Annotated in this window: 12 protein-coding genes; 11 read left to right on the top strand and 1 reads right to left on the bottom strand. The window is 71.9% G+C overall.

Annotated elements, in window-relative coordinates; genetic code table 11:
- Positions 1–267: 267 nt before the first annotated feature.
- A complete protein-coding gene (locus GA0115240_RS30305) occupies positions 268–1,245 on the top strand; it encodes an alpha/beta fold hydrolase (RefSeq protein WP_093741611.1) in 978 nt (325 codons plus the stop codon).
- A 264-nt stretch (positions 1,246–1,509) separates the two neighbouring features.
- Here GA0115240_RS30305 and GA0115240_RS30300 read toward each other — a convergent pair whose 3' ends face one another.
- Entirely contained in the window at positions 1,510–6,048 is a 4,539-nt protein-coding gene (locus tag GA0115240_RS30300; RefSeq protein WP_093741608.1) for an FtsK/SpoIIIE domain-containing protein, read from the bottom strand.
- A gap of 324 nt (positions 6,049–6,372) precedes the next feature.
- Between GA0115240_RS30300 and GA0115240_RS30295 the strand changes: the two genes are divergently transcribed.
- The 10 genes from GA0115240_RS30295 to GA0115240_RS30250 all read left to right on the top strand — a co-directional run bounded on the left by GA0115240_RS30295 (position 6,373) and on the right by GA0115240_RS30250 (position 16,358).
- Positions 6,373–7,203 (top strand): hypothetical protein, encoded by an 831-nt coding sequence (locus GA0115240_RS30295; RefSeq protein ID WP_202451884.1) that lies wholly within the window; start codon positions 6,373–6,375, stop codon positions 7,201–7,203.
- Between the two features lie 20 nt (positions 7,204–7,223).
- Complete coding sequence (locus tag GA0115240_RS30290) at positions 7,224–8,027, top strand: hypothetical protein (protein WP_093741604.1); 804 nt, start codon at positions 7,224–7,226, stop codon at positions 8,025–8,027.
- Entirely contained in the window at positions 8,024–9,331 is a 1,308-nt protein-coding gene (locus GA0115240_RS30285; RefSeq protein ID WP_093741602.1) for a CpaF family protein, read from the top strand. The genes GA0115240_RS30290 and GA0115240_RS30285 overlap by 4 nt, the downstream gene beginning before the upstream one ends.
- Complete coding sequence (locus tag GA0115240_RS30280; RefSeq protein WP_093741600.1) at positions 9,331–10,374, top strand: type II secretion system F family protein; 1,044 nt, start codon at positions 9,331–9,333, stop codon at positions 10,372–10,374. Before GA0115240_RS30285 ends, GA0115240_RS30280 begins: the two co-directional genes overlap by 1 nt.
- Positions 10,371–11,282, top strand: coding sequence for a type II secretion system F family protein (locus GA0115240_RS30275; protein WP_093741599.1), 912 nt, complete (start codon positions 10,371–10,373; stop codon positions 11,280–11,282). The genes GA0115240_RS30280 and GA0115240_RS30275 overlap by 4 nt, the downstream gene beginning before the upstream one ends.
- Positions 11,283–11,334: 52 nt before the next feature.
- Positions 11,335–11,583 carry a Flp family type IVb pilin gene (locus tag GA0115240_RS30270; protein ID WP_093741597.1) on the top strand — a complete coding sequence of 83 codons (249 nt, stop codon included), beginning with the start codon at positions 11,335–11,337 and terminating at the stop codon, positions 11,581–11,583.
- Between the two features lie 160 nt (positions 11,584–11,743).
- Positions 11,744–12,127 carry a TadE family protein gene (locus GA0115240_RS30265; protein ID WP_161302579.1) on the top strand — a complete coding sequence of 128 codons (384 nt, stop codon included), beginning with the start codon at positions 11,744–11,746 and terminating at the stop codon, positions 12,125–12,127.
- Between the two features lie 4 nt (positions 12,128–12,131).
- Positions 12,132–12,635, top strand: coding sequence for a TadE/TadG family type IV pilus assembly protein (locus GA0115240_RS30260; protein ID WP_093741593.1), 504 nt, complete (start codon positions 12,132–12,134; stop codon positions 12,633–12,635).
- Positions 12,635–13,129, top strand: a complete 495-nt coding sequence (locus tag GA0115240_RS30255; protein ID WP_093741591.1) for a TadE/TadG family type IV pilus assembly protein — start codon at positions 12,635–12,637, stop codon at positions 13,127–13,129. Before GA0115240_RS30260 ends, GA0115240_RS30255 begins: the two co-directional genes overlap by 1 nt.
- Before the next feature lie 178 nt (positions 13,130–13,307).
- Positions 13,308–16,358, top strand: a complete 3,051-nt coding sequence (locus GA0115240_RS30250; protein WP_093741589.1) for a BTAD domain-containing putative transcriptional regulator — start codon at positions 13,308–13,310, stop codon at positions 16,356–16,358.
- Positions 16,359–16,362 lie beyond the last annotated feature (4 nt).

Below are 16,362 nucleotides of genomic sequence, written 5' to 3'. Positions count from 1 at the left end.
CGGGCCCCGGCGCCGCTCGATGGCGCCGGGGCCCTTCCACCCCCTGCGTCCCTCCCCTGAACTCCCCTCGGCGGACCCGGGACCCCGAGCTTCCCGAGTGCCTCCCCGCGACCCGCTTCCCCTTCGTGTCGCGTCCCGCTGAAGTCATCCCCTCGGCTCCGACGGTCAATCCTTGAGTCTTGTCACTCGAACGAGGGGTGTTGGGCGCGCTGACCGCTTGTTCGAATAAAAGTTCGATAGCGTGGGTCGGGAAAGGAGGTGCGGCAGATGATCCAGCGGTACGAGGTGAGGGGAGCGGGCGGCGCACGGCTCGCGGCCTGGGATTTCGCGATGCAGCCGACCGCGCATCCGGCTCAGGCGTCCGCGTCCGGGTCCGGGTCCGGGTCCGTGGCCGCGGCATCGTCGGCGGCCGACAGCCCGGGGCCGTCATCGAACGGGTCGGCCGACGGGCGGCCCAACGTGCTGATGCTGCACGGGCTGCTGGGCCGCGCCTCGCACTGGGCGGCGACCGCCCGCCGGCTCGCCCCGCGCTACCGGGCGCTCGCTCTCGACCAGCGCGGCCACGGGCGCAGCGACAAGCCCGACGGGCCGTACACACCGGACGCGTACACCGCCGACGCCATCGCCGCCATCGAGCAGCTCGACCTGGCTCCGGTCACCCTCATCGGCCACTCGGTGGGCGCGCTCACCGCCTGGCAGTGCGCCGCCCGCCGGCCCGATCTGGTCGCCGCCGTGGTCATCTGCGACATGCGCGCGTCTCCCTTCGGTGAGGCCGCCCAGCGCAAATGGCTGGACTGGCTGGAGAGCTGGCCGCTGCCCTTCGCCACCCTGGGCGACGTGCGGCGCTGGTTCACCGAGGCCGCTTGTGCCGACCGGCCGAACCCGGTCAGGGGCGATTACTTCGCCGAGGTGATGGAAGAGCACCAGGACGGCTGGCGGCCGCTGTGCGCTCCCGAGCAACTGGTCCGCGCCCGCGATCCGTGGATAGGAGATGCCCACTGGGACGAGTTGGCCCAGGTCGGCTGCCCGGCGCTGGTCGTCCGCGGCCTCGACGGGCTGCTGGGTCGCGCCGAGGCGCAGGAGATGGTCCGCGTCCTCCCGCGCGGCCGCTACGCCGAGATCGCCGACGCCGGCCACCTCGTCCCCTGGGACCAGCCGGAAGCCTGGTACGCCACGGTTGAGGGCTTCCTGGCCGAGGCCGTGGGACCGGCCAGCTCGGTCCTGGGGTCGGCGGGAGCGGCGTAGGGGGCTCCGGACCGCCCGCCGGGGTCGCCTCCCGGTGGGTCGGCGCGGGCTTCCTCGCCAGGGCGGCGGGCCCCGCCCACCGCTGGCCCGATCGCCCACCGCGCCCCCAGCAGTCCGGGAGCCCGGCCGCCGGCTGAAGCGCCCGCCACCTGCCGGACTGCCCAGCGCCACCGATCGGGCCGCCCGACGCCCCGTCCCCGCCGGTCGGAGTGCCCGGCCGTGGGTCGGGGCATCGGAGTGTCGGGCTGTCAGACGGTCAGACGGTCAGACCGTCAGCGGCACGGTCACCGTCTTCGGCTCCCCGTCCCCGAGGTGCAGCAGGGCCCGGCCGGGCGTCACCGGACCGCCGACGCTGCTGCGGCTGAGCCGGGTGCCGATCAGCTCACCGCTCATGGTCTGCTGCGGGGAGAGCAGCACACCGCGCCGGGCCTTCTTGGCGTCCACCTGCCAGCCGGAGAAGCCGGAGCAGATGTCCTCCTCGGCGCCGGCCAGCACCACCGCCCGGCGCTGGTCGGTGCCGCGGGAGACGATCTCCTTGAGCACATCCCTGGCGTCGCAGTCGCGCAGCAGCTCCGCGTCGTCGATCACCACCACCACCGGCGAGCCCTCGGCCTTCTCCAGCGCCTCGGCCAGCTCGTCCCCGGGTATGTCGCTGCCGGTGAAGACCCGCAGCACCCCCTCGCCGCCGGCCAGTTCCCGGATCGGCGACGGGCGCGGCGCGGCCACCACCAGCTTGACGCCCTGCTGCTGGTAGCCACGGGCGAGGGTGAGCAGCAGGGTGGAGCGGCCGGACTTGCCGGGGCCGCCGATGACGAAGGCGGGCAGGCCGTCGGACAGGTCCGGGCCGTGCCCGGTGAGTTCGTCCCCGCCAACGCCCACCAGCGACCAGAGCGGATTGCGGGCCGCGTCGGTGTCGCGCATCTGCCAGGCGTCCGCGAAGGACAGCCGGGACGGAAGCACATCGACCCGGAAGGGCCGCCGCGACCGCGGAACTGCGGCATCCCGCTCCGTGGCCGCCGCGCCGATCGCGGTCAGCGCCGCGGCCTGCCCCTGACCGGTGGCCTCGCCGTCGAGCAGCGCCACCTGCAGCTCGACCCCGGACTCGGAACGGTAGGCCCGGCCCGGCGAGATGGCGTCCGGCACCTTGCGGGGGTTGACCGAGATGAGCGCGAAGTCGGAGCGGTCCGCCAGCCGGAACGCGATCTTGTCCTCGGTGAGGGTGGAGATCCGCCCGGCCATCAGCGTGCGGTCCCCGGTGATGACCAGATGGATGCCCACCGAGGCGCCCTCGCGCAGGAAGGTGAACAGCTCGTCGGTGAGCGCCCCGTGATCCAACTCGCCCAGCGAGGGCGTCCACCCCTCCCAGCGGTCCAGCAGCACGACGATGTGCGGCAGCCGCTCCTCCTCGGTCGCCACGGCCCCCCGCTGCTCCCCGATGTCCGCGAAGCCGTCCGCCGCCAGCAAGTCCTGACGCCGAGTCAGTTCCGCCTTGAGCCGGCCGATCAGCCGGATCGCCCGCTCGGACTGCGAACGGCCCACCACCGCCCCGCAGTGCGGCAGTTTCGTCAGCGCGTTCAGCGCGCCGTTGCCGCAGTCGATGCCGTAGAGGTGCAGATCCGCGGTGGAGTGGGTGCGGGCCAGCGAACCGGCGATGGTGCGCAGCAGTTGGGAGCGCCCGGAGCGCGGCGCCCCGGCGGCCAGCAGATGCCCGAAGGTGTGGAAGTCGACGGCCACCGCCTGGCGGGCCTGGAGCGCGGGCAGGTCCTCCACTCCATAGGGCGCGGGCGCCAGCGCGCCGGCCGGTGTCGGCGCCGGCAACTCTTCGAGCAGCAGCGCGTCGGGGAGGGCCGGCAGCCAGGGGCTGTGCTGGGCGGGGATCGCCAACCGCTCGTTGGCTCCGCGAATTGCCTCCACCAGGACCTTGAGGTCGGTGATCTCGTCCTCCTCCCCTTTCGCACCCGCCGGGCGCTGAGGGGCGCTGCGGCCGAGCTGCGACCAGTCCACGACATCCACCCAGGGCGTCACCGACACGTTCTCCACCGCGCCGGGCCGCCGTCCTCCGACCCGGCCGGACTGGAAGGGGACCAGCGAGGTCGCGCCCAGTCGCACATAGGCGCGACCCGGCGTGGACTTGGAGATGGTGCCCGCGTCCGGTGCGTCGATGACGTCCGAGGACTCGCTGCCGTCGGTGACCCGCAGCGCTATCCGCAGGTTGGTGTTGGCGCGGATCTCCGGGGAGACGACTCCGCTCGGCCGCTGGGTGGCCAGTATCAGGTGGATGCCCAGCGAGCGACCTCGCTGGGCGATGTTCACCAGACCGGTCACGAAGTCCGGCAGGTCACGGACCATTGAGGCGAACTCGTCGATCACGATGAGCAGTCGGGGCATCGGCACGAGCTGCGGCTGCCGCTTGAGCAGCGTCGTGTAGTCCTCGATGTCCTTGGCGCCGACCCCGGCCAGGATGTGCTCGCGCCGCTTCAGCTCGGCGCCGAGGGACTCCAGGGCCCGCTCCACCAGGTGGGCGTCCAGGTCGGTGACCATCCCGACGGTGTGGGGCAGTTGGACGCAGTCCTTGAAGGCCGAACCGCCCTTGTAGTCGACGAGGACGAACGTCATCGCCTCCGGGGTGTTGGCCACCGCGAGCGAGGCCACGATCGTCTGCAGCAGTTCGGACTTTCCCGAACCGGTGGTGCCGGCGATCAGTCCGTGCGGACCGTCCTTGCGGATGTCGATGGCGAACGGGCCGTCATAGGACTCGCCGACCACCGCCTGGGTCGAGATGGGGCTCAGCCGCCAGCGGGCGGTGATGGCCTCGGCGGTGGGCGGCTCCAGATCCAGCACGTCGAGCAGCCGACTCGCCGAGGGGATCGAGGAGTCCTCGGCGTCGCCGCTGATGTCACGGATCGGCGACAGGCAGCGGGCCAGCCGGGCGCACCAGGCGGGGGACACCAGATCCGGCCGGACCTTGCGGATGCGGGCCGCACCCGCCTGCTCGACTCGCAGCCGGAAGGAACCGGCGGCGGGCTGTGCCTCGGTTGCCTGCGTCTGGCGGGTGTTGGAGTACCAGGCGTTGTGCGACGGGAAGCCGCCGGCTGGGAAGCCACCCCCGACGGTCTCCTCCGGCACCGAGGCGACCTGCGCTGAACTGGCGGGCGCCTCGAACTCGGCGACCACCACGCCCTGGCACTCGCCGGGCAGGAAGCGCTCCTCGGTGTCCAGGCAGATCAGGAACATCCCAACGTCCGGTCCCTCGCGGAGCAGTTGGACCACGCCGGGCATGGCTCGCAGCCGCCGGGAGCCGTCCAGGATCACCACGATGTCCGGGTCCTTGAAGAAGGCCGGATGGTGAGCGGCGCTGCCCGCCGACTGCCGGGCTTTCCGCCGCCCGTCGAGGATCGACCCCAGCTCGGCGATGCGCGCCGCGACCGTCTCCGCGTCGGTGCCCATCAAGGCCGATGCGTCCTGGCCGTCGGTCGGCCGGGCATGCGGCAACCAGCGCACCCAGTCCCAGCTCTCCCGGCCCGACTGCTCGGTGAGCACATAGAACTGCACGTCCATCGGACTGCTCAGCGCCGCTGCCTGCGCGACCGCCCACCGGCCCAGGGCCCGGGACGCCTCGCCCGGCGCCGCGAAGCCGATCACGCCGAGCCGGCGCAGCTCCAGGGCGACCGGCGCGTCATCGATCTGCCAGGTGACCTTGCGCCGGTGCTCCTCCTGCTGCGGGTCGTCGAGGACCACTTCGGACGGGACCTTGGCGGTGCCCACCCGGATCAGCAGATGGTCCGCGTCGCCGCGCCGCCGCTCCCAGAGCCTGGTGCGCGGCCCGGTCGCGGTGTTGAGGACGGTGGCCGGGTCGGGCGACGCCGCCGCCCGGTCCTTGCGCTCCGCGTCGAGGGCGTCGCGCGCGTCCTGCTCGATGCGTGCCCTGCGCTCGCGGTACTCGGTGACGGTCCTGGCGTAGGACTTGCGGCCGGTCTTCTTGTCCATGAAGTAGTTGCCGACCATGACCACCGGGCTGACCACGGCCATCAGCAGGTAGATCATGCGGTGCAGGACGAAAGCCATGCTCACCGCCATGACCAGCGGCGTGAGCGCCATCAGCCACGGCAGCGGCCGGGCGGCGGGCTCGCTCGGCGGGGCCGGCAGCCGGAAGAGGGTGACCCGCTCCGGCGGTGACAGCCGCGGCGGCCGGTTGTACTCGTAGGTCGCCCCGTCCTCCCCGGGGCGCAGCGCCGCGTTCGGCGGGACATAGGGGCCCAGTTCCAGCAGGGTGTTGCCGAGGGTGAGCTGACCGCCCAGCGGCCATTCCTTCGTCTCGGCGCCGACCGTGACCTGGCAGGTGCCGCCCATGCCGACCGTCAGCACCGCGGCCCGGTCGGCCAGTTCGGAGTCGTCGATCCGGATCCGGGCCGCCGGGCCGCGCCCGATCTCCACCCGGCCGATGCCGAGCCGGTGCACCGCTCCCGCGTCGGGACCCCCCGCCACCCGCAGTTCGACCACGCCGGCCGGCTCGCCCGGCACGCAGCCGGCCGGATCGTACAGACTGACCACCGCTCCTTCGCGCAGGGGTGACTGGGCCATCGACCACCCGGGATCGACCGCGTAACCGTCCACGTACACCGCCGGAGCGCCGGGGGAGCGGGAACCGCCGCCGGAGATCGAGATGATGTCCGCCCCGCCCCCGCCGACCTTCCGGCCCAGCTCTCTGGCGACTTCCGCCACGGTCGACGCGGGATCGGCGTCGACCACTACATCGGCGCGGTCCCCGCCGAGCGGATCGACCACGGTCAACGACAGACGCACGGCTTCCTCGTTCCCCCGGATTCGACTTGGTTGTCAAGGACGATAACGGTTTCGGCGACGTCGCCGCATGGCTCGTGCACCGGCCTGTGGATAACATCTGACGGCTTATCCACAGGCCGGAATCCGGGGTGGACACGGGTCGGGTGCGGGATGGCAGAGTGGTCACAAGCCGGACCGAAGAGGGGTGGATTGAGCGGGCGTTGCGGCGTGCTGCCCGAGTGAGGGCGCGTCAGGCCGATCGTTCGTTCCGTTGCAAGGTTGTGAGTCTGTTGTCGCGGGATGCGCCTTGAGGGTGTTTGTGAGGCGCTGATAACGTGCGGTGACTTGACATCGGCCTGCGGGCTGTCGCCGGACCGGAGCGCGGCAGTCTCTCCCCATGCGACCGATTTCGATGCACGCCGGCTCGACGGGGGCAGTGACGTGAAGATCAGGGAACGATCCGGTTCGGGCGACGGCGGCGGCCGCCAGTCCGTTCCCGCTCCGGCGCTCGGCGCGCCGCTGGGCGGTGAGCGGCTGCCGATGGCGCCGCGCGAGCGCAAGCCCGCACTCGCCGCACTCGCGGTGCTGCTCATCCTGGTGGGCGCGCTCGGCGCGACCGTCATGGTGCTCCGCGCCGGGAACAAGGTCTCCGTCGTGGAGGTCATCGCGCCGGTCGCAGCCGGTGACGCGATCCCGCAAACGGCCATTCGCGAAGTGATGCTCTCCGACGACTCCGGTGTGCATTTCGTGCGATGGGAGCAGCGCGGAATCCTGGCGGACAACTACCGGGCCAGCACGAATATTGTCGCCTTTTCGGTGCTGACGGACACGATGATCATGTCAAAGGACAAGGTCGTCACGGACGGGAAGTCCTTCGTCGGCCTCTCCTTGAAGGACGATCAGTTCCCACGCGGCCTCAGGGCCGGTCAAACCGTGGCCGCGTACAACGTGAGCACGAATGCCGCCACCGCCACTCAGGACAGCGGCTCCATCAGCGGCGACGGAAACCTCATCAGCGACAACGTGATCGTCAAAGACGTGAAGTCGGCATCGGGTGACTTCTCGTCCGGCGACACCTCGGTCACCGTGCAGGTCGACTCCGCGGACGCCGGGAAGCTGACCACCGCCGCCTCGGCGAACGATGTCGCCCTGGTACTCGTCACCGGTAAGAACTGAAGCGAGCGGGCGAAGACGTCATGGCACTGATCGCTGTCGCCGCCGACAAGGGCTCGCCGGGCGTCACCACGACCGCCGTCGCGCTGGCCGCTGTCTGGCCGCGCCGCGTCCTGCTCGCCGAGACCGACCCGGCCGGCGGCGACCTCGTCTACCGTTCGCTCGCCGCGCACGGCGGGGCGCTCGACCCCAACACCGGGATGCTGTCGCTCGCGGCCACCGCCCGGCGCGGCTTGGCCGCCGAGCAGTTGTGGGACCACGCCCAGCCGCTCACCGGGGGACTGGACGTACTGGTGGGCCTCGGCAGCGCCGAACAGGCAGCCGGACTGGCCGGATTGTGGCCGATGCTCGGCCAGGCGTTCGCCACCCTGGACGAATCGCCCAACGGCGCCGCGGACGTCATCGCCGACTGCGGCCGGATCGGTGTCGATTCCCCCACCTTCGAACTGTTCGCGCACTCCGCCCTGGTGCTGCTGGTCTCGCGCACCGAGCCGGAGCATCTGGCCCGGGTGCGGGACCGGGCCGGCGCCCTGTCCGCCAAACTGCACGGCTCGCAGCGCGGCGCCGCCGCGGCGCTCGGGCATCCCCCGATCGGCATCCTGCTCATCACCGACCCCGGCCACAGCGCGCGCATCGCCGGACAGGTCAACGACATGCTGGTGGCCTCGCAGATCTCCGCCCGGGTCGTCGGCACCCTCGCCCACGACCCGGCCGGCGCCGAGATGCTCAGCGGCCGGCGCCGCGGCCGGCTCGACAAGTCGCTGCTGATCCGGTCCGCCCGCCAGATCACCGCCGACGTGCCCCAGCGGTACGGGGTCTTCCGATGAGCGAGGTGGACCACCAGCTCGTCAAGCGCTTCCGCCAGGAGGCGGGTGACCGCATCTCCGAGCAGCGCAGGCTCGACCAGCTGTCGAACACCGCGCCCATGTCCGGCGAGGACGAACGGCAGTTCGCCCGGGCGATCATCGCCCAGATCCTGGAGGACTACGCCCGCGCCGAGATCACCGTCGGCCGTACCCCGCCCGACGCCCAGGCCGAGGAGGCGTACGCCGCCGCCGTGCACGCCGCGCTCTTCGGCGTCGGTCGGCTCCAGCCGCTGCTGGACGACCCCGAAGTCGAGAACATCGACATCAACGGCTGCGACCAGGTCTTCGTCGGATACGCCGACGGCCGGGAAGTCCCCGCCGATCCCGTGGCCGAGACCGACGAGGAGCTCATCGAGCTGATCCAGGTGCTCGGTGCCTACTCCGGTCTGTCCTCACGGCCTTTCGACACCGCCAACCCGCAGCTCGACCTGCGCCTCCCGGACGGCTCCCGGCTGTCCGCCGTCATGGACGTCACCCGCCGCCCCGCGCTGTCCATCCGCCGGGCCCGCCTGGGCAAAGTCTTCCTCGCCGACCTGGTGGGCAACTACACCGTCACCCCGGAGCTGGGTTCCTTCCTGTCCGCGGCGGTCCTCGCCCGGAAGAATCTGATGATCGCCGGCGCGACCAACGCCGGAAAGACCACCCTGCTGCGCGCCCTGGCCAATGTCATCCCGCCGCACGAGCGACTGATCACCGTCGAGCGCGCCCTGGAACTCGGCCTGGACCAATTTCCCGAACTCCACCCCAATGTGGTGGCGTTCGAGGAAAGGCTGCCCAACTCCGAGGGCCAGGGCGCCATCTCCATGGCCGAGCTCGTCCGCCGCTCGCTGCGGATGAATCCCTCCCGGGTGATCGTCGGCGAGGTGCTCGGCGACGAGATCGTCACCATGCTCAACGCGATGTCCCAGGGCAACGACGGCTCACTGTCCACCATCCACGCCAACAGCTCCGCCGAAGTCTTCAACCGCATCTCCACCTACGCCCTGCAGGCACGGGAGCGGCTGCCGGTGGAGGCATCCCAGATGCTGGTGGCCGGCGCCATCGACTTCGTGGTCTTCCTCCAGCGCCGCAACGACTTCCAGCGCGGCGGTACGCTGCGCCGTGTCGTCACCTCCATCCGTGAGGTGAACGGCGTGGACGGCCGCGTTCTGTCCAGCGAGGTCTTCGCCGAGGCGCGGGAAGGTGTGGCGCTGCCGCACGCTCCCATCTCCTGCCTCGACGAACTCCTCGCCCACGGCTACCAGCCCACGGGGGTGTGGCGGTAATGTCCGGGATCTTCTCCGTCGAAGTGCTCTACGGCCTGCTCGCCGGGTCGGTGGCCGGCGGCGGTTTCGCGCTGCTGATCGTCGCGATCCGCGGCTGGGCACCCAAACCCGGCAAGCCGGGCCAGGGCAGCGCCGACAAAGCTTCGGAGCTGGCCCGCTTCCTGTCGCAGCGCGGCTCGCTGGCCGTCGTCGCGGGTCTGGTCGTGCTCGGCCTCACCCGCTGGATCGTGCTCGGCATCGCCACCGCGGTTCTCGTCTTCTCCTGGAACAAGCTCTTCGGCGGCGCGGCCGAGGAACGCGCCGCGATGAAGCGCGTCGAGGCCCTGGCCGGCTGGACCGAATCGCTGCGCGACACCATCGCCGGCGCGGTCGGCCTGGAGCAGGCCATCCCGGCCTCCGCCCGGGCCGCCGCCCCCGCGCTGCGCCCGCACCTCGCCGCGCTGGTGAACCGCCTGCGGTCCCGCACCCCGCTGCCGGACGCCCTCCAGCACCTCGCCGACGAGATCAACGACGCCTCCGCGGACGTCATCGTGGCCGCCCTCATTCTCAACTCCCGGCTGCGCGGCCCCGGCCTGCGCGAAGTGCTCGGCGCGCTCGCCAAGTCCGCCCGGGAGGAAGTGGACATGCGCCAGCGCGTCATGGCCCAGCGGGCCAGCACCCGGCGCAGCGTGCAGATCGTGGTGATCGTCTCGGTGGGCTTCGTCCTCGGCCTGGCGATCTTCAACCGCAGCTTCGTCGAGCCGTACGGGACCGCGATCGGCCAACTCGTGCTCGCCGTCGTGTGCGGGCTGTTCGCCGCCGGATTCTGGTGGCTGCGCAGCCTGGCGAAGATCGACAAGCCGGAGCGGTTCCTCGTCCACGCGCCCGAGCGGCTCGGTCAACGCACCGGTCCGCCGGGGCAGTTCGGGCCCGGACACCCACTGCCCGCGCACCCGCTGCCTGGCCGGCAGCTTCCCGGTCAGCAACTCCCCGACCACGCGGCGCCGGGCCGTCCGGCGCCGGGCCCGTCGGCTCTGCCGGGGCAGGGGGCGAGCACCCGATGAACACCATCCTCTTCACCTGCCTGGTCGGCGGCTTCGTGGGCCTCGGCGTATTCGCCCTGATCCGGGCCCTGACACCGAGCCGGCGCAGCGCCGTCTCCACGGTGGCGCAGATCGACGCGCTGCGCGCCGCGGGCCCGGTCAATCCGGCCGCTGCCGCCGAAGGCGACGGCAGCCTCAAGGGACGGCTCGGGGAGCGGGTCGCCGCCTTCTACCTCCAGCAGGGCTGGGAACTGCGCTCGCTGCGCGCCGACTTGGCGGTACTCGGCCGCAGCTGGGAGGGCTTCCTCGCCACCAAGATCATGCTGTCCGCCATCGGCGTGCTCTTCGGGCCGTTCGTCTTCGCCGGCCTGTGGGAACTGGGCTTCGGGCTGAGCCCGATCATCCCGGTCTGGATGGCACTGATCTTCGGCGGGTTGTTCTTCCTGCTCCCGGACGTCGAAGTGCGCCGGGACGCCGCCAACAAGCGCAAGGACCTGCGGCGGGTGATCGGCGCCTATCTGGACCTGGTCTCGATGAACCTGGCCGGCGGCCGCGGCCTTCCCGAAGCGCTGATGACCGCCGCCGAGATCAGCGACGGCTGGGCCCTGATGCGGATCCGCAACTGCCTCACCGACGCCCGCATCACCGGCACCAGCCAGTGGGTCGCGCTGGGACGGCTCGGCGAGGAGCTCGGCATCGAGGAGTTGCAGGACCTGTCCATCACCCTCGGTCTGGTCGCCGACGACGGAGCCAAGATCCGCCAGTCGCTCGGCGCCCGCGCCGAGACGATGCGGCACCGTGAACTCTCCGAGATCGAGGGCGAGGCCGGCGAGAAGTCGCAGTCCATGCTCGTCGCCCAACTCCTGTTGTGCGCGGGGTTCCTGGTCTTCCTGATCTTCCCCGCCGCGATGCGCGTGTTCCAGGTCTGATCACCAAGCGTCACCGAAACCCGAGCGTCGTCGAGTCGAGAGGACTTCCACCATGAACCGTCTACCCGTCTCCCACCCCGCACTTGATTTCATGATCGCCTTCGTCCGCGGCCGCATCGACCGCGTCCGCCGGGAGGAGCTGTCCCGGGGTGCCTCCGCCGTCGAATGGGTCGTCATCTCCGCCATCGTCGTCGGGATCGTGGTCGCCATCGGTTTCACCATCAAGGGCGCGCTCAACGGCAAGGCGGACGATGTGAAGAACTGCATCGACAACGCCGACGGCAGCTCCAGCAATTGCTGACCCGGAGCCGGGGGACCGAGGGATGAAGCGGACAACCGACACGCTGCGCCGCGCCGTTGGCCGAAGACTGGACGCCGTGCACGGCGACAGCGGCGTGGGCAGCCGTACGGGCCCGGGGGCTGCCGGAGGCGCGAGCGCGCGCGCCGGCGGCGACCGGGGCATGACCGCGATCGAGTTCGTGTTCCTCACCCCGGTGCTGTTCTTCATGATCTTCGCGACGGTGCAGTTCGGGCTCTACTTCTTCGCCGACCACGTCGCTCTGGCCGCGGCCCAGGCCGGGGCACGCAAAGCCCGCGCCGAGGCCGACGCCGACCCGGGCGGGTGGTCGGACAGCGCCACCGACACCGCCCGGACGTACATCAGGCAACTCGGCCCGAAGCTGCTGACCGACGGCGCGATCGAGCCGGTCCAGCCCGACGCGGCCACGGTCGGGATCCGGGTGACCGGCAATGTGCCGACGATCTTTCCCGGCCTGCACTTCCATGTCCGCGAACTGTCGCAGGGTCCGGTGGAGCGCTTCGTCCCGGACAACCCGGGGGGCTGATCCGATGCGCAGCACACTCCGACCACTCGGCCGTCGGGCCGACCGGCTCGATCGGCTCGATCGGCGGACCCTCTGCCCCGCCGGCGGTCCACGGCGCCGGGCAGTCGCCGATCGCGGGCTGTCCACCATCGAGGTGGTGATCCTGGCCCCGGTCATGATCCTCTTCATCCTGGTGCTGGTCGCCTTCGGTCAACTCGTCAACGGCCGAGGCGCGCTGGACGGTGCGGCGCGCGACGCCGCACGGGCCGGCTCCCTCCAGCGCAGCCAGAGCAGCGCCATGACCCAGGCCGAGAACGCGGCCAGGAACGACCTCGCCGGCACCTGCGTCGGCGGCACCCTGCACGTAGAGCAGGTCGGCGAGGGAGGTTTCGCACCGCGTTCGCTCTTCCAGGTCCAGGTGAGCTGCACCATCCGCGGTCTCGGCTCGCTCGGGCTCGACATCGACAAGACCCTCACCGCCACGGCCGCCTCCCCGCTGGACCCGTACCGCAGGGCGGTGGCCGACTGATGGCGAACTCCCGAGTCCTCGCGAGCGTCCGTGACCGTGTCGTCGGCCGGCTGAGAGTCCGCGGCCGAGCGGACCGCGGCTCCGGCGCCGCAGCCGTGCTCATCTTCGCGTTGCTCTTCATGTCGCTGGCGGCCTTTGTCGTCGACGGCGGACTGTCCATCTCCAAACGCGAACGCGCCGCCGACATCGCCGAACAGGCAGCCCGCTACGCGGCCGAGGACATCGACGTCGAGGCACTGCGCACCGCGCCCGCCGGGACGCCCCCGGTGATCAACACCGACAAGTGCACAGCGGACGTGGTCGACTTCGCGAAGAAGTCCGGTCTGGACGACGTGGACGCGGGCAATTCCGGCTGCACCCTCACCGAGCCCGACCGGGTGGAGGTGTCCATACAACTGACCTACCGGCCGATGCTGACCGGCTTCTTCTACGACAAGCCGATCGTCGTCCACGGAACGGCCGCCGCCGAGTCCGTGACCGGCCCGGCGAACTGACGCCGCCGCAAGCCGATCCAGCCCGGGACCGACCGACCGGACCGGCCACGACCGCCCGCCCGCACCGGCCACGCCCGCCCGCACCGATCACGACCGATCAAGAGCAGTCACGACCAGTCACGACCGATCCGCATCCGCCCAGCACACGCCGGCCCAGAAGGCAGAAGAGGAAGCAGCCATGGCACGCACCGCCGCCACGGGACGTCACCACGCGCCGCAGGGCGAAGCACCGGCCCGCCCACCGCGCAGGCGCCGTTCCGTCGGCGACTTCGTGCGGGCCCTTGCCGCGTTCCTCGCGCTGGCCGTGCTGCTGATCGGGGTGCCGGGAGCGCTGCTGTACTTCATCGGTTCGCCGCTGCCGCACCATTTTGACTCCGACCTGGTGCAGCAGCCGATCACCGCGGAGACGTTCGTCAACACGCTGGCTGTCGTGGTGTGGCTGGCCTGGGCGCAGTTCACCGCGTGCGTGCTGGTCGAGGCCAAAGCGGCCGTGTCCGGCGTCGGCCTGCCGCACCGGGTGCCCGCCTCCGGGCCGAGCCAGCTGCTGGCCCGGCAGTTGATCGCCGCGCTGCTGCTGGTGGGGGTGAGCACCGCCGGTCTGGTCCCCGGCCTGGCCCAGATCGGCCGGCACCAGCCGATGGAGGGCCAGGCCCGACCCGGCGTCGCCGTCACGGCCCAGCAGACTCCGGGACAGCAGCAATTCCACCGGACGGCCGCCGCCGTACCGCAGCAGCAGGCGGCTCAGCACGCCGCAGTCGGCCGGGACACAGCGCAGTCCACTCAGCAGGCCACCAAGTTCTACCGGATAAGCCCGCCTGAGGGCCGCCACCACGACTCGCTGTGGGAGATCGCCCAGCGCCACCTGGGCGACGGCCGCCGCTACAAGGAGATCTACGAACTCAACAAGGACCGGGTGCAGCCGGACGGCTCGCGGTTGTCGCAGGCGAGCCTGATCCGGCCGGGCTGGGTGATGGAGATGCCGGCCGACGCGCACGGCGGCGACCTCGTGCAGATGCCGGTCGCGTCCCCGCACACCGCGCCCGACGTGCAGCGCTACGCCCAGCACGGAGGTGCCAAGGACACCACCGCGGAAGGCGCGCACCCGGCCGACCGGGCCGCGGCCGCCGAGCGCGGCGGCGCCGGGGCGGACGGAACCGCGGGCAGCGGCAGCGGGCAGGGGGTTGCCGGCGGACGCGCCGAGGTCCCCGACAGCGCCAAAAGCGGGGGCAGTACCGCGAACCCCGAGCGTGGGGAGAGCACCGGGGCCGCCGCCAGCACCCTCGACGCAGGTGCCGAGTCCGCGCACTCCCCGGTCGGCGCTGCCTTCACCGCCGTGACCTCACCTTCTCTCGCCTTCGGGCTGTCCGAAGCGCTGATCGGCTCCCCGCTGCTCGCCGCCGGCCTGCTCGCCGCACTCGGCCGCCGGCGCCGTACCGCGCTGTGGCAGTCGGTCACCGGGGGCGTCCTACGTACTCCCCGCACCCCCAGCGGCCCACAGGCCGACGTCGCCGACGCGCTGCGGATCGGCGCCGACCCCGACACGGTCGCCTTCCTCGACCGGGGTTTGCGCGCGCTGTCCGCGCGACTCGCCGCCGAAGGGCGCAAGCTCCCCACCGTGTACGCGGCTTGGCTCACGAGTGACGCTCTTCACCTGCAACTCGCCTGGCCCGAAGGGCAACCGCCGACGCCCTGGCATCTCGGCCAGGACCAGACGTTCTGGCAACTCGACCGCCCTGATCTGCCGGAGGACGCGGACGTGGCGGCCGCGGCCCCGTACCCCGGGCTGGTCGCGCTCGGCACGCTGGACGGTGCCCGGCTGCTGCTCAACCTCGAAGCGGTCCCGGGCATCGTCTCGTTGGCGGGCGCCCGCGCCGACCGCGAGGCCGTGCTGGCCTCGGTCGCCTGCGAACTGGCCACCAACGGCTGGTCGGACCGGATGACCGTCACCCTCGTCGGCTTCGCCGAGGACCTCACCGCGCTCGCACCCGCCCGGGTACGGCACCTCGCCGATGTCCCCGAGGTGATCGAGACCATGACCGCCGAAACCAACCAGCGGGCAGGAGCGCTGCGTACGGCCGGACAGGACAGCGTCCTCACCGGCCGTACCGGACGCGCCCAGCACACCCAGTGGGCCCCCCACCTCGTCCTGCTCGCCACCGAGCCCACCGACGAGGAGGCCGAGCGCCTCGCCGAACTTGCCGCCGACGCCGGCCGGCTGGGGATCGGCTACCTGGTCGCCTCCAGCCACGCCGAACTTCCCGGTGCGGCCTGGGATCTCGAAGTCACCCCCGCCGGGCGGCTGCTGGCCCCGTTGCTCGGGCTGGACCTGCAGGCACAACTGTTGCCGGCCGCCCAATACCAGGCGGTACTTCGGTTGTTCGCCGAGGCCGGGGGGGACGACGGGCCCGAGCCGGACGCGCCGCCCTTCCTTGTCGACCTCTCCGACCAGGGGCGCCCCGGTGTCTACGCCCGCCTGCTCGGCCCGTTCGAGATCATCGGCATCGACAGCCCCGCCGCTGACCGCAGCCAACTCCTGCACGAAGCACTGGCCTTGCTGCTGCTCCACCGAGAAGGCGTGCACCCGCGAGTGCTGGCCTCCGCGCTGTGGCCGCGCGGCGTCACCGAGGATGTCCGCGACGCCCTGATCGAGCGGCTCCGCGACTGGCTCGGCACCGACCCGGGCGGCCGGGCCCGGCTCACCTTCGACGACACCGGCCGGATCGTGCTCGCCACATCGGTCGTATCCGACTGGGACGTCCTCCAGACCCTGCACCACGAGGCCACCGAGGGACAGGCCGCCGGCGACGCCGCCGCCCGCCGCCGACTGCTCACCGATGCCCTCTCCCTGGCCCGCGGACCGCTGCTGGCCGACCGCTCACCGGGTCGCTACGGCTGGCTCGGCCACGAGATCGTGGATGCCCAACACCCCGTTCTGGTGGCGGAGATCGCCCTCGCCCTGTCCGAACTGCACCTCGACGCGGGCAAGCCGAAGGCAGCGGTGGCCGCGGTGGACACCGGTCTCACCGTCTCCCCCGACGACGAACGCCTCTGGCTCGAACTCCTGCGCGCGACGCACGCGATCGGCGACCCGGCCCGGCTCGAAGCCGCGGCGCGCTCGCTGATCGCCCGCAGCGATGCGGTCAGCGGCCCCAGCCGCGGGCTCCCACCCCGAGTCGAAGCGCTCCTGGACGAGCTCCTCCCGGCCTGGCGCGGCGACATCGCCAACTGATCCG

The sequence above is a fragment of the Streptomyces sp. DvalAA-14 genome (assembly GCF_900091855.1).
Lineage (GTDB): Bacteria > Actinomycetota > Actinomycetes > Streptomycetales > Streptomycetaceae > Actinacidiphila.
The sequence above is the reverse complement of the archived record's forward strand: the minus strand, read 5'-3'. Positions and strand labels throughout refer to the sequence as shown.

Bases quoted from the DNA above. Each gene is read 5' to 3' on its own strand.
- GA0115240_RS30250 (WP_093741589.1), top strand. From the start codon at position 13,308: ATGGCACGCACCGCCGCCACGGGACGTCACCACGCGCCGCAGGGCGAA.
- GA0115240_RS30285 (WP_093741602.1), top strand. From the start codon at position 8,024: ATGAGCGAGGTGGACCACCAGCTCGTCAAGCGCTTCCGCCAGGAGGCG.
- GA0115240_RS30290 (WP_093741604.1), top strand. From the start codon at position 7,224: ATGGCACTGATCGCTGTCGCCGCCGACAAGGGCTCGCCGGGCGTCACC.
- GA0115240_RS30305 (WP_093741611.1), top strand. From the start codon at position 268: ATGATCCAGCGGTACGAGGTGAGGGGAGCGGGCGGCGCACGGCTCGCG.
- GA0115240_RS30265 (WP_161302579.1), top strand. From the start codon at position 11,744: ATGACCGCGATCGAGTTCGTGTTCCTCACCCCGGTGCTGTTCTTCATG.
- GA0115240_RS30280 (WP_093741600.1), top strand. From the start codon at position 9,331: ATGTCCGGGATCTTCTCCGTCGAAGTGCTCTACGGCCTGCTCGCCGGG.
- GA0115240_RS30260 (WP_093741593.1), top strand. From the start codon at position 12,132: ATGCGCAGCACACTCCGACCACTCGGCCGTCGGGCCGACCGGCTCGAT.
- GA0115240_RS30270 (WP_093741597.1), top strand. From the start codon at position 11,335: ATGAACCGTCTACCCGTCTCCCACCCCGCACTTGATTTCATGATCGCC.
- GA0115240_RS30255 (WP_093741591.1), top strand. From the start codon at position 12,635: ATGGCGAACTCCCGAGTCCTCGCGAGCGTCCGTGACCGTGTCGTCGGC.
- GA0115240_RS30275 (WP_093741599.1), top strand. From the start codon at position 10,371: ATGAACACCATCCTCTTCACCTGCCTGGTCGGCGGCTTCGTGGGCCTC.